Raw genomic sequence first — 13,288 nt, forward strand, 5'->3', positions numbered from 1 at the left:
AGGGATAATAAGAAGCAACGTAAATAATGGAAATGTAGGAGGTTGAATTACTTTGTCTTTTCAATTCAGATTACCGGATATCGGTGAAGGTATCCACGAAGGTGAAATCGTAAAATGGTTTGTTAAACCAGGCGATAAAGTTCAAGAAGACGACGTTTTGTGTGAAGTACAAAACGATAAAGCAGTAGTAGAAATTCCGTCTCCAGTTGACGGTACAGTAGAAGAAGTACTTGTAGAAGAAGGTACAGTTGCAGTTGTAGGTGATATCCTAATCACTTTCGATGCTCCTGGTTATGAAGACATTCAATTTAAGGGCGACCATGGACATGACGCTCCTAAAGAAGAAGCTAAAACAGAAGCTCAAGTACAAGGCACAGCAGAAGCTGGCGATACTGTAGCTAAAGAACCAGTCCAAACTCCTGCTGCTGCAGAAGAAGTGGATCCAAACAGACGCATTATCGCTATGCCATCTGTACGTAAATATGCTCGTGATAAAGGTGTGGAAATCCGCACAGTATCTGGTACTGGCAAAAACGGCCGTATTTCAAAAGAAGATATCGATGCATTCTTGAACGGTGGAGCTGCTGCACCTGCTGCAACAGAAGCTGCTGAAGCTACTCCAGCTGCAGAACAAGAAGCACCAAAACCACTTGCAATTCCAGAAGGCGACTTCCCAGAAACTCGCGAAAAAATGAGCGGTATCAGAAAAGCAATCGCTAAAGCGATGGTAAACTCTAAACATACAGCTCCACACGTAACACTTATGGATGAAGTAGAGGTTTCAAACCTTGTTGCTCACCGTAAGAAATACAAAGAAGTTGCTGCTGCTAAGGGCATTAAATTAACGTTCTTGCCATATGTTGTTAAAGCATTGACAAGTGCATTAAAAGAATTCCCAGCACTTAACACTTCTTTAGATGATGCTACAAGCGAAATCGTTCACAAGCACTACTACAACATCGGTATCGCTGCTGATACTGAAAAAGGACTTCTAGTTCCTGTTGTAAAAAATGCTGATCGTAAAGGAATTTTCAATATTTCTAACGAAATCAACGAACTTGCTGGTAAAGCTAGAGACGGTAAACTTGCTCCAGCTGAAATGAAAGGTGCTTCTTGCACAATTTCAAACATTGGATCTGCTGGCGGACAATGGTTCACTCCAGTTATTAACCACCCAGAAGTGGCTATCCTTGGAATCGGACGTATTGCAGAAAAAGCGATCGTTAAAGACGGCGAGATTGTTGCTGCACCAGTATTAGCTCTATCTCTAAGCTTCGATCACCGCATGATCGACGGAGCTACTGCTCAAAATGCAATGAATCACATCAAGCGTTTGCTAAACGATCCAGAACTATTGTTAATGGAGGCGTAAAAACATGGTAGTTGGAGATTTTCCTATTGAAACAGATACTATAGTCATTGGTGCTGGCCCTGGTGGGTATGTAGCTGCAATCCGTGCGGCGCAACTAGGACAAAAAGTAACAATCGTTGAGAAAAATGTATTGGGCGGAGTTTGCTTAAACGTAGGCTGTATCCCATCAAAAGCATTAATCACAGCAGGTCATCGTTTTGAGACTGCTAAGCATTCTGACGATATTGGGATTACTGCTGAAAATGTAAAAGTAGATTTCTCAAAAGTTCAAGAATGGAAAGCAAGTGTTGTTAACAAGCTTACTGGCGGTGTAGAAGGCCTTCTTAAAGGAAACAAAGTAGATATCGCTTATGGCGAAGCATACTTTGTTGATGCTAACACACTAAAAGTAATGGATGATAAGTCATCTCAAACTTACACTTTCAAAAATGCAATTATTGCAACTGGATCTCGTCCAATTGAAATTCCTGCATTCAAATACTCTAAACGTGTTCTAGATTCTACTGGTGCACTTTCTCTTAAAGAAATTCCAGAGAAAATCGTTGTTATCGGTGGAGGTTATGTAGGTACTGAGCTTGGTGGAGCATACGCTAGCTTCGGAACTAAAGTAACTATTCTAGAAGGTGCTGACGATATTCTTAACGGTTTCGAAAAGCAAATGTCTTCATTGGTAGTTCGCAACTTGAAGAAAAAAGGTGCGGAAATCATTACTAAAGCAATGGCTAAAGGTGTCGAAGAAACAGATACTGGCGTTACTGTAACATATGAAGCAAAAGGTCAAGAGCAAAAGATCGAAGCTGACTATGTATTCGTAATGGTTGGAAGAAAACCAAACACAGACGAACTAGGTCTTGAACAAGTAGGAATTGAACTTGCTGAACGCGGACTTATCAAAACTGATAAGCAATGCAGAACTACTGTAAGCAATATCTTTGCAATCGGTGATATCATTGAAGGACCACCACTTGCACATAAAGCTTCTTATGAAGGTAAAATTGCTGCAGAAGTTATCGGTGGTCACAATTCTGAAATCGATTATCTTGGTATTCCTGCTGTTGTGTTTGCTGAGCCAGAATTGGCTACAGTTGGACACACAGAAGCTTCTGCTAAAGAAGCTGGAATCGAAGTTACAGCTGCTAAATTCCCATTCGCTGCTAACGGCCGTGCACTTGCACTTAACCAAAGCGAAGGTTTCATGAAGCTTGTTACTCGTAAAGAGGATGGCCTAGTAATCGGTGCTCAAATCGCTGGTGCAAACGCATCTGATATGATCGCTGAACTTGGTCTAGCAATCGAAGCAGGTATGACTGCTGAAGACTTGGCAATGACTATCCATGCTCACCCAACATTGGGAGAGATCACTATGGAAGCTGCTGAAGTTGCAATTGGTAGCCCAATTCATATCATTAAGTAATAATAAAAAAACCTCTCTTTATAGAGAGGTTTTTTTTGTATTATTTAACAGTTTTCTATGTTTGGGTGCTGAGAATGGTTTGCAAGTTTGAGGGGACTATATAATGGAAGGAAAAATCGTTATTATACGGCATGAATTGTGAGGACATGCATAAATATAGTGTATCATACTTACATTTCATAATGGACGAACTTAAGCGGAATGGAGAGTGGGGTGTTTTCCTTGAAGGTTTATACGACAATTCTACTGCAACTTATGTTATGGAGCGGTTACTCTATCATTGAATGGCTGTCAGAACATGACCTTTTCATTTATAAAGTGGTGATGTTTGGCGTGTTTTTATACTTGGCTGTTATACTAGGGAATTACGTAAATAGGTCGCAAAGGAAAACCATGCTGGCTACTGCCATAAGTCTTTCTATTTATGGCTCCTTTCAGATGATTATGAGTATCATAGCAGTCGTTTAAGAGTGAATAAGGGTTCCTATCAATGTTTAGCATAACTTCTTGCCTTCCAGTCATTGTGGGCGTCTCACGCAACATTATATAAAAATAAAAAAAGCCTTCTATAATAGAAGTCTTTTTTCGTATAGTAGATCTTTAAAAATTAAAGTTCATCTTTTTTATCTTTTTTTCTGCCATTTTTATTAATTGCTTTTGTGCTGAAGCTTGCAACTACTGTGTATACACTGAAAATTAATAAGAAATAACAGATGAATGTAAACACAAGTGGAAATGGTTGAAGCTTTGTTTCCGTTTCTAAAGGTGATTGGAAAGTGAATTCAGCAGGGTAGGCATTTTCCTCTTCGGGTAATTGTACCTTTTGTTCAGCAAAGGGGATAGGTCCGCCAAAAACCAATGTTTCTTTCTGTTCTAACGGTTTTTTCTCTAAGTAGTTATGAAAGATGAACGGGGAACTTAAGCTGACGATAAGACTGATAATTGCAACTATAATAACTCTCTTCAATGAATAATTCTCCTATCTTTATCTATCTTTTCCCGCAAATAAATATATACGGATGCAGGTAGTTGCATCCGTATATGATTATGCAAATTTAAATTTAGCGGATAGCTTTATGTTCTTTAATAACGCGCAGTTTTTTGAAATCATAATCCTCAGGACCTTGCACAGGTAGTCCTGCTTCCATATTCCTGCGAATGTATTCCAGATTGTCCTCTGTAATAATTTCTCCAGGAATGAAAATAGGAATTCCCGGTGGATAGACCATGATGAATTCAGCAATAACTCTTCCAACAGAGTCATTAAAATCAACAAGCTCTGTTTCCGAATAGAACGCATCACGAGGAGTGACGGCAAGCAACGGTATATTAGGAAGCATTACTTTTGCTTCTACCTTGCCTGCTTTACTATGACATTCTTTGGACAGTTCATTTAATGCATGAAGGAGCATGTCTGCTTCTTTTTTTGTATCTCCTGGTGTAATAATACAAAGGATATTATATAAATCAGACATCTCTACTTCAATATTATAATGCTTACGCAGCCATTCTTCCACATCATGGCCTGTTAAGCCTAAATCCTTCACAGAAATAACTAGTTTAGTCGGATCAAAGTCGAAGGCCATAGATGAACCAACGATATCTTCACCTAAGCAATAAAGATGTTCGATTTCATTCACTCGTCTGCGAATGTTTTGGGCAAGCTCAATCGTATTATCAAGAAGTTTTTTTCCTTCTGTTGCTAAACGTTTTCTTGCTACATCTAATGATGCGAGCAATAAGTATGATGTGCTCGTTGTAGTCAGCATGCTCATAATCGCTTGGACGCGTTTATAATTAACAAGATTGCCCCTCATATTCAAAATGGAGCTTTGCGTCATCGAACCACCTAGCTTATGAACGCTGGTTGCTGCAATATCTGCGCCTGCCTGCATTGCTGACATTGGCAGCTCGTCATGGAAGTGTATATGCACACCATGAGCCTCATCGACGAGGACTGGTATATTATAAGAATGGGCTAAATCCACAATTTTTTTTAAGTCTGCAGCTATGCCAAAGTAAGTAGGATTTATTACTAATAAACCTTTTGCATCTGGATGTAAATCTAGGGCATGCTGAACAGCTTCCACTGTTATACCATGCGAAATGCCAAGCTCTTTATCCACTTCTGGGTGGATGAATATTGGAATAGCACCAGCAAAAACAATGGCAGACATAATAGATTTATGAACATTTCTTGGTACGATTATCTTATCTCCTGGACCACAAACGCTCATAATCATGGTCATAATGGCGCCGCTGGTTCCTTGTACCGAGAAAAAGGTATAATCAGCACCAAATGCTTCCGCTGCCAATTTTTGCGCTTGTTTAATAATTCCTTTCGGTTGATGAAGATCATCAAGTGGACCAATGTTTATTAAATCGATGGAGAGGGCATTTTCTCCAATAAACTCTCTAAACTCTGGGTCCATTCCATTTCCCTTCTTATGTCCAGGAATATGAAATTGAACAGGATTTTTTTTTGCATGTTCCAATAAACCGTGGTATAACGGTGTTTCGTATTGTGACAATTTATTACCACACCTCTTTAAGTTAGTATTTTGTTTGCCGTTTTCATAACGGATTTTGATCCTCCTAAAAATAGAAGTTTTCCACTGTTTGTAAAAACAAATGGATATTGGGTTTTACCCTTAAAAACTTATTAAATTCATAAAACAAAAGAATTATAGCACTTTTTATTTTTTTTGCATACAATTAGTTTTTACTATAAAGGAAAGAATTATTGTAACGAATTTATAAAATATATATTTGCCTTGTAATAACAGCCTAATTTCCGCAGTGAATTAAAGCTGGAAAGCATGTAGAAGTGTTTTAAACTGCGGCAGAATGCGTATAGTAGGAAGGTGTTTTACAATTTGTTTTTATTCCACTAAAATAAAGAGAACTAAAAATTTTAAAAAACAAAAGAGGTACTTATATGGAATATCAATACCCGATAGATATTGATTGGTCAACAGAGGAAATAGTTGAGGTAGTAAAGTTTTTTGAATGCATCGAAGCAGCATATGAGAAGGGGATTGAAAAGGAAGCACTTATGGAACAGTATAAGTTGTTCAAAAAAATTGTCCCTGGTAAAGCACAAGAAAAAAATGTATGTGATGAATTTGAAGAAGTCAGCGGCTATTCTACGTATCGCACTATAAAGAAGGCGAAGGAAGCGGAAGCTGGAACTAAAATAAAAATGCCTTAATAGAAAAGAGGAAGAAAACATATTGTTTTCTTCCTCTTTTTTAGATGGATAGTTTATAAAATGGCAGCAACGTTTCATATGTGTTGTCCACTAATTCAGCAAACTTTGCTCCGTCTTGTAAGATTGGATCATTTGCATCGAAATGTCTGCCAACAAGGAATTCGGCTTTTTTGACATCTCTGAATCTTTCCAATGCCTTTTGTAAGTCAATTTCAGCTATTGGGAAAGACTCCTTTTTCATATGATCCATTGATACTACAAAATCTCCTGGGATTTCTGTAGAGAATCGCTCCATATTCTCTAAAAATACATTTGCGATGCTGCTTTTGTTTGGCAGCTCGTAAATATAGGCAAGCCATATAAATACATGATCATCAAATAATCCAAGCTGGAAATGCGGATGCTGCTTATAGCCTCGTTTGTTCCCTGCAATTGCCATCCATGTATCCTTCGGAGGATTTACGGTGCGGCGTGCATGCTTCGCAATATGCAAATGCATTTCGATTCCTAGCTTGCTTGAAAGGCTGTCAGTCAGCTCTTGACCAATCTCCTTAAATTTCGGCTGTATGCGAGTTTGGATTGCTTCCATTCTTTCCTCTAAACCATCTATTGTAAATGTTTCGAAATCGTTTTTGTTAAAACCAGCAAATTTCATAATTTCTAGAAACTCCTTTACTCGTTTATATCTTAGCTTTTTGGGTAAACAGATTGTAAGAAGGAAAGCAAGTTAGTTAGAGAGCGTGTGATCATTTCTCTAAAACTTTTCTTAAATTAACTATCTGCTTACAGTAATTCCTAATTCTGTACCGCTATTCTGTATTTTAGCATACATATTGCTGACAAGAGAAATGATTAGGACTAAAGGTTAGGTAATAGCACATATTTGTACCACTGATAAGGAAAGCGACATATTATATAAGAAATAAAAGAAGCAATCCACTAAAGTCTATGGAAGGGGTGTACTGTCCGTGAAACAATTAATGAATTCATCAAAAAGAAATAGACTAGAAAATGAGAAGAAAGCTGTTTTGCGATTAGAAATGGATTATGAGCTTGCTACATTATTTGATGCAATTAAGGAAAACAATGAAATGCAGAAAAAAGCTAGCAAACAGAAGCTTGAAAAGATTCGACAGGAACTTCTGAGACTTAAGGCATTATAGGTAGCGGTTTAAAAATCATAAATAAAACCCTTCTCCCGGTTTTATTTATGATTTTTTCCGTTGTTGTCATTTTGTTGGAATTTATTTCTTCATGCATGATAAAATAACGATAAGCAAAAATATAAGAATAGCATACGGAATAGGGCAGCCTGAAAAAATTATTTCAGTACGAGAAGGATGAGAATATGACAAATTGGCAAGAGGTCGATACATATGCGAAACTTTGGATTAAAGAAGCGGGGGATAGGATAAAAAAATCCTTCACCAAAGAATTAGTAGTAGAAACAAAATCTAACAAAAATGACTTAGTTACAGAAATAGACAAAGGGACAGAGCAATTCCTAATAAGTAAAATAAAAGAGGTATACCCGGAACATCATATTCTAGGCGAAGAGGGCATGTCATCAGGAGTTAATGACCTGAAAGGGGTTGTCTGGATTATTGACCCGATTGATGGAACGATGAATTTCGTCCATATGCAACGGGACTTTGCCATATCAATCGGAATATACGAAGATGGAGTCGGCCAAATCGGACTTATTTATGATGTAGTCGCTGATGAACTTTATCATGTGAGAAAAGGGAACGGCGTATATATGAACAAAACGAAATTGAAGCCGTTAAAGCCTACTAAAGTGGAAGAAGCTATCATCGGCTTGAATGCAACATGGGTAACGGAGAATAAAAGGATTGATCCTAAATATCTTGCTCCGCTTACGAAGGATGCAAGAGGCACCCGCTCGTTTGGTTCAGCTTGTCTGGAGCTTGCCTATATCGCAGCAGGACGAATGGATGCCTATATAACGTTAAGGCTGTCTCCGTGGGATTATGCTGCAGGCAAGATAATGGTCGAGGAGCTCGGCGGTAAAGTAACCAGTCTCAAAAATGAAGAACTTGATATGCTGACGCAAAATTCATTCTTTGCCTCAAAACCAGATCTTCATGAAGAGATATTGCAAAACTATTTAAATAATGGAAAATGGTGAGACAGCAAATAATTGCTGTCTTTTTTAAATGTAAATAATGTTTCCGTTTACATTTATTTTTTTTACTGTTTTTTTTGTTTTAAGAGAAAAACCCTTTAGGTTATTCTCATTTTCTATGGTATAATGACTCAGTTATAATGTGTAAACTAATGATAAACGAGATAGACATTTCAGGTAGGAGTGAAATTTTTGAAGATTAGAGAAGATATTCGTAATATCGCTATTATTGCCCACGTTGACCATGGGAAAACAACGCTAGTTGACCAGCTGTTAAAACAATCTGGTACATTCCGTACGAATGAACATGTAGATGAGCGTGCAATGGATTCAAATGATTTAGAAAGAGAACGCGGTATTACAATCCTTGCAAAAAATACTGCAATTCAATATAAAGATACAAGAATCAACATCTTGGATACTCCAGGACATGCTGACTTCGGTGGAGAAGTAGAACGTATCATGAAAATGGTTGATGGTGTGCTTCTTGTTGTCGATGCATATGAAGGCTGTATGCCACAAACACGTTTCGTTCTTAAAAAGGCGCTTGAGCAAAACTTAACGCCAATCGTCGTAGTTAACAAAATTGACCGTGATTTCGCACGTCCAACAGAAGTTATCGACGAAGTACTTGATTTGTTCATTGAACTTGATGCATCTGAAGAGCAGCTTGAATTCCCAGTTATATATGCTTCTGCAATTAACGGAACTGCAAGCACAAACCCAGAGCAGCAAGATGAAAACATGCAATCATTATATGATGCAGTTGTTGAGCATATTCCAGCTCCAGTTGATAATAGAGATGAGCCGCTTCAATTCCAAGTATCTCTTCTTGACTACAATGACTATGTAGGACGTATCGGAATTGGCCGCGTATTCCGCGGAACAATGAAAGTAGGTCAGCAAGTTGCTTTAATGAAGCTTGATGGAACGGTAAAACAATTCCGTGTAACAAAAATCTTTGGTTTCTTCGGTCTGAAAAGACAAGAGGTAGAAGAAGCTTATGCTGGAGACTTGATTGCAGTTTCTGGAATGGAAGACATCAACGTAGGAGAAACAGTATGTCCTGTTGAGCATCAAGAAGCATTGCCTGTATTGCGCATTGATGAGCCGACATTGCAAATGACATTCCTAGTGAATAACAGCCCATTTGCAGGTAGAGAAGGTAAATACCTGACTTCAAGAAAAATTGAAGAAAGACTTCGTGCACAATTAGAAACAGATGTAAGCTTGCGTGTAGAAAACACAGATTCTCCTGATGCATGGACAGTATCTGGACGCGGTGAATTGCATTTGTCTATCTTGATTGAGAACATGCGCCGTGAAGGTTATGAACTACAAGTTTCTAAGCCAGAAGTTATCGTTCGTACTATCGATGGAGTTCGTTGTGAGCCAATCGAGCGCGTACAAATCGATGTGCCAGAAGAGCATACTGGAAGCGTTATGGAGTCTATCGGTGCCCGCAAAGGTGAAATGCTAGATATGATCAACAATGGTAACGGCCAAGTTCGTTTGATCTTCAATGTACCTGCACGCGGACTAATCGGATATACTACTGAGTTCTTAACACTAACTCGCGGTTACGGAATCATCAACCACACATTTGACAGCTACCAGCCAATGGCTTCAGGTCAAGTAGGCGGAAGACGTCAAGGTGTGCTTGTCAGCATGGAATCTGGTAAAGCATCTACTTACGGTATCATGCAAGTAGAAGACCGCGGTATCATTTTCGTAGAAGCTGGTACAGAAATCTATGAAGGAATGATCGTCGGAGAACACACTCGTGAAAATGACATCACTGTTAATATCACGAAAGTAAAACAAGCGACAAACATCCGCTCAGCAAACAAAGACCAAACAGCTACAATGAAAAAACCAAGAATCATGACTTTGGAAGAATCTTTAGAATACTTGAATGACGATGAGTATTGTGAAGTAACGCCTGAATCTATCCGTCTTCGTAAGAAGATCCTTGATAAATCAGAGCGTGAACGTGTAGCGAAAAAGAAAAAGCTTGCTGATCAATAATAATTAAAAAGGCTGTTCCTTTAGGGAACAGCTTTTTTTGTGTTTGATTTTTGAGTTCTGTTGAGATAGGTACTAGCGCTTTTATAGGGGCGTGTGATTGTTTGGGGAGGAGGTCATAGGTAAATAAAGCCAAGGAGGTGAAAACCGCACCTCCTTGGCTTATTCGTCTTATGCTAGTCGCCGATAAGCAGGCGCTCTGCGCTTTTCGTAATGTCTAGCTCCAGGCGGCAGCTGCTCGATGAACTTCCCTCTCCTCCCTACGATAAGTCAACATCGCTTCACTATCGTTCAGCGTGTTTCCTTTATCTCAGTCGAAGAGCTCCAGTTCATCAGCAGCTAAACGCCGCCTTCCGCTTTTCGGTTGTCCAGCTCCGAGCGCCATCGGCTCGAGGTCATAAGCCAAATAAGCCAATGAGGTTGAAAACCGCACCTCCTTGGCTTATTCGTCTTATGCTAGTCGCCGATAAGCAGGCGCTCTCCGCTTTTCGTAATGTCTAGCTCCGAGCGCCATCGGCTCGAGTCATAAGCCAAGCTGTCAAAGGGAGGTAAAGAACACCTCCCATTGCCACCTCGTCTTATGCTAGTCGCCGATAAGCAGGCGCTCTGCGCTTTTCTTTTACCATTCTTCTTCTTTTATTTTGCTTCTGTAGAGTACGAATTTTCCGGAGTCGATTCGTTTTTGTGTGTTTTCGGTTATTCTTGTTTCGCATTCTTTGCACATATATGTGTGAATGGGTCTGTTTCTTAGTCTTTTTGCTTGAAAGGAGTTTTCTTCAATATCTTCGATTTTGTCGCATATTACACATTTCACTCTCAATACGTGCACCTCTAATCAATCTTTGTTATTTATTTGATTATAGGTTTATTATAATAAAAAATGCTGTGGAAATCGAATGTTAGTCTTTCAAGTGATTGTTTGATTGTTCGTCTTGGTCTTTTTTGAGCTGATTCTTTTCGTTTTCGTTCAGTTTATTGTCAGGTGTTTTCAGATTGCTGCCTGGGTCGTTATTCAGGATATCTGCTGGTAATTCTGGGATAATTCTGCCGGTAATGTCGGCGAGTTCATTGAATATGCCTTGTACTGGTTCACCGTCCTGGATGTCTTCGGCAATTTCTGCTAGGCGCGCATTGATATCAGGATCTGCAACAATCATCGCATTTGCGCCATTTGGGTCGTTTTTAAGGCTTTCTGCTACAGCATACTTAATGGAGCCAACCTCTGATCGGTCTAAGTTAGAATTTATATCAATTCCGACAATAGCATATCTTCCTATTACTACGGCTGTGGCATCATTCACATTAGGAATGCTTGTTGCTAAATTTACAAGACGCTCGGAAATTTCTTGGCCGGATTTTCGATTTACATCATCTATCGTTGAGTTTTTAACGTCCGCTAGATCGTTGTCTGTTTGTGCATCACGATTACCGTTAGCGGCACAGCCAGCAAGCAATAGTACAAGACAAGTACATAAAATGCTTTTTTTCATGCAGGATTTCCTCCTTTTATGATGATTCCTCTAAAATTTTTTTACACTTCTAATGTTTATTGTGCAAAATATCTTCTATCTTTATTCGATAAAACATATATTTTATCAAGGTTCTTTCCGATATCGGAGAGTAGGGCAACTCATGACGTTTTAGAGCAGGAGGCATCAGTTTGAGTAAAATTTATGTTTTAGATACAAATGTCTTGTTACAGGATCCTTATTCCATTTTTTCTTTTGAAGAAAATGATGTAGTCATTCCAGCAGTAGTTTTAGAAGAGGTAGACAGCAAAAAAAGGTATATGGATGAAATAGGGAGGAATGCAAGACAAATATCCAGACTAATTGACAATCTAAGAGAATCAGGAAAGCTGCATGAAAGAATACCACTCGAAAATGGCGGCACATTACGAATCGAATTGAACCATCGCTCTTTTCACCAGCTGCAGGAAATTTTTGTGGAGAAAACAAACGATAACCGCATTCTGGCAGTTGCAAAAAACTTGTCTTTAGAGGAAGAGAAAAAAGAGGATGGACGAACTGTCATACTGGTTAGTAAGGATACGCTCGTCCGAGTGAAGGCAGATGCAATCGGCCTTGAATCAGAGGATTTTCTGAGCGACCGGGTGGTGGAAAACGATCATCTTTATACTGGTTTTACGGATGTACAAGTAACCTTAGATATATTAAATAAGTTTTATGAAAAAGGGCAGCTGCTTATTTCTGAATTGGGAGCTGGTTATAATACAGGAGCTTTTTATCCAAATCAATTTATCCTCCTGAAGGATGTACTTGGTTCGTCCTCATCAGCGTTAGCAGTGGTGGATGCAACTCGTAAGTATGTGAAGAAGCTCATTTTTGATCATGAACATATATGGGGAATTCGTCCGAGAAATGTTCAGCAGACGATGGCGATTGAACTGCTGCTGAAAAGAGACTTGCCGCTTGTCACATTGATTGGCAAGGCTGGAACAGGTAAAACTTTGCTTGCATTAGCATCAGGTCTGATGCAGACAGAGGATTATGGAGATTATAAAAAACTGCTTGTTGCAAGACCGATTGTACCAATGGGGAAGGACTTAGGTTTTCTTCCTGGAGAAAAGGAAGAGAAGCTGAGACCTTGGATGCAGCCTATCTTTGATAATCTGGAGTATCTTTTCAATACAAAAAAACCAGGAGAGCTGGAAGCAATACTAGCTGGAATGGGGTCTATTGAAGTAGAGGCGTTAACCTATATAAGGGGAAGAAGCATACCAGATCAGTTCATCATCATTGATGAAGCGCAAAACTTAACAAAGCATGAAGTGAAAACGATTCTGACACGAGTGGGAGAAGGCAGTAAAATAGTACTCATGGGAGATCCGGAGCAAATTGACCATCCGTATCTTGATGCTTTCAATAATGGTTTGACATATGTAGTCGAAAGGTTTAAAGACCAGCAGATTGCAGGGCATGTCAAGCTTGTCAAAGGAGAGCGGTCTGGTTTAGCCCAATTGGCTGCAGACCTGCTGTAATAAAGTATGTGCATCTATTTCAGGCTGTTGTGACAGTATATCCTTCTGAAAGTGTGTCTGATAAAAACGCATCTCGATTGACAGCTTGAGATCACGTTTAGAAAGATAAGCGGTTTCAA

The 13,288-nt window shown here is 39.1% G+C and carries 13 protein-coding genes; 8 read left to right on the forward strand and 5 right to left on the reverse strand.

Features of this window, described 5'->3' with window-relative positions; translation table 11 throughout:
* Positions 1–52: 52 nt before the first annotated feature.
* From L8T27_RS06420 to L8T27_RS06430, 3 genes are all read left to right on the forward strand, one after another.
* A complete protein-coding gene (locus tag L8T27_RS06420; RefSeq protein WP_233314590.1) occupies positions 53–1,372 on the forward strand; it encodes a dihydrolipoamide acetyltransferase family protein in 1,320 nt (439 codons plus the stop codon).
* A 4-nt stretch (positions 1,373–1,376) separates the two neighbouring features.
* Positions 1,377–2,786, forward strand: coding sequence for a dihydrolipoyl dehydrogenase (gene lpdA / locus L8T27_RS06425; protein ID WP_233314589.1), 1,410 nt, complete (start codon positions 1,377–1,379; stop codon positions 2,784–2,786).
* A gap of 213 nt (positions 2,787–2,999) precedes the next feature.
* Positions 3,000–3,254, forward strand: coding sequence for a hypothetical protein (locus L8T27_RS06430; protein WP_311315869.1), 255 nt, complete (start codon positions 3,000–3,002; stop codon positions 3,252–3,254).
* Positions 3,255–3,393: 139 nt separating this feature from the next.
* On the opposite strand, the gene L8T27_RS06435 is transcribed toward L8T27_RS06430, so the two are convergent.
* Positions 3,394–3,753: a hypothetical protein gene (locus L8T27_RS06435; RefSeq protein WP_233314571.1), complete on the reverse strand. Its 360-nt coding sequence runs from the start codon at positions 3,751–3,753 to the stop codon at positions 3,394–3,396.
* Between the two features lie 94 nt (positions 3,754–3,847).
* Positions 3,848–5,317, reverse strand: coding sequence for an aminotransferase class I/II-fold pyridoxal phosphate-dependent enzyme (locus tag L8T27_RS06440; RefSeq protein ID WP_233314568.1), 1,470 nt, complete (start codon positions 5,315–5,317; stop codon positions 3,848–3,850).
* A gap of 407 nt (positions 5,318–5,724) precedes the next feature.
* On the opposite strand from L8T27_RS06440, the gene L8T27_RS06445 reads away from it, so the two are divergent.
* The gene (locus tag L8T27_RS06445) at positions 5,725–5,997 is read left to right on the forward strand and encodes a UPF0223 family protein (protein WP_233314565.1); all 273 of its coding nucleotides are present in this window, start codon (positions 5,725–5,727) and stop codon (positions 5,995–5,997) included.
* A gap of 40 nt (positions 5,998–6,037) precedes the next feature.
* Here L8T27_RS06445 and L8T27_RS06450 read toward each other — a convergent pair whose 3' ends face one another.
* A complete protein-coding gene (locus L8T27_RS06450) occupies positions 6,038–6,652 on the reverse strand; it encodes a YktB family protein (RefSeq protein WP_233314564.1) in 615 nt (204 codons plus the stop codon).
* Between the two features lie 313 nt (positions 6,653–6,965).
* Here L8T27_RS06450 and L8T27_RS06455 point away from each other — a divergent pair, with 313 nt between their 5' ends.
* The 3 genes from L8T27_RS06455 (at position 6,966) to typA (ending at position 10,171) form a co-directional block, all read left to right on the forward strand.
* Entirely contained in the window at positions 6,966–7,160 is a 195-nt protein-coding gene (locus tag L8T27_RS06455) for a hypothetical protein (RefSeq protein WP_233314562.1), read from the forward strand.
* Between the two features lie 185 nt (positions 7,161–7,345).
* Positions 7,346–8,146, forward strand: a complete 801-nt coding sequence (locus L8T27_RS06460) for an inositol monophosphatase family protein (protein ID WP_233314560.1) — start codon at positions 7,346–7,348, stop codon at positions 8,144–8,146.
* A 189-nt stretch (positions 8,147–8,335) separates the two neighbouring features.
* Positions 8,336–10,171, forward strand: a complete 1,836-nt coding sequence (typA, locus tag L8T27_RS06465; RefSeq protein ID WP_233314557.1) for a translational GTPase TypA — start codon at positions 8,336–8,338, stop codon at positions 10,169–10,171.
* Positions 10,172–10,787: 616 nt separating this feature from the next.
* Here the strand turns inward: typA and L8T27_RS06470 are convergent.
* Positions 10,788–10,988 (reverse strand): YlaI family protein, encoded by a 201-nt coding sequence (locus L8T27_RS06470; RefSeq protein WP_233314545.1) that lies wholly within the window; start codon positions 10,986–10,988, stop codon positions 10,788–10,790.
* Positions 10,989–11,067: 79 nt separating this feature from the next.
* Complete coding sequence (locus L8T27_RS06475) at positions 11,068–11,658, reverse strand: YhcN/YlaJ family sporulation lipoprotein (protein WP_233314542.1); 591 nt, start codon at positions 11,656–11,658, stop codon at positions 11,068–11,070.
* A 170-nt stretch (positions 11,659–11,828) separates the two neighbouring features.
* Here L8T27_RS06475 and L8T27_RS06480 point away from each other — a divergent pair, with 170 nt between their 5' ends.
* Positions 11,829–13,169: a PhoH family protein gene (locus L8T27_RS06480; protein WP_233314536.1), complete on the forward strand. Its 1,341-nt coding sequence runs from the start codon at positions 11,829–11,831 to the stop codon at positions 13,167–13,169.
* Positions 13,170–13,288: the final 119 nt, after the last annotated feature.

The organism is Niallia sp. Man26 (genome assembly GCF_022049065.2).
Lineage (GTDB): Bacteria > Bacillota > Bacilli > Bacillales > Cytobacillaceae > Niallia.

Coding starts and splice junctions, on each gene's coding strand:
- lpdA (WP_233314589.1), top strand. CDS start 1,377: ATGGTAGTTGGAGATTTTCCTATTGAAACAGATACTATAGTCATTGGT.
- L8T27_RS06445 (WP_233314565.1), top strand. CDS start 5,725: ATGGAATATCAATACCCGATAGATATTGATTGGTCAACAGAGGAAATA.
- L8T27_RS06450 (WP_233314564.1), bottom strand. CDS start 6,652: ATGAAATTTGCTGGTTTTAACAAAAACGATTTCGAAACATTTACAATA.
- L8T27_RS06460 (WP_233314560.1), top strand. CDS start 7,346: ATGACAAATTGGCAAGAGGTCGATACATATGCGAAACTTTGGATTAAA.
- L8T27_RS06475 (WP_233314542.1), bottom strand. CDS start 11,658: ATGAAAAAAAGCATTTTATGTACTTGTCTTGTACTATTGCTTGCTGGC.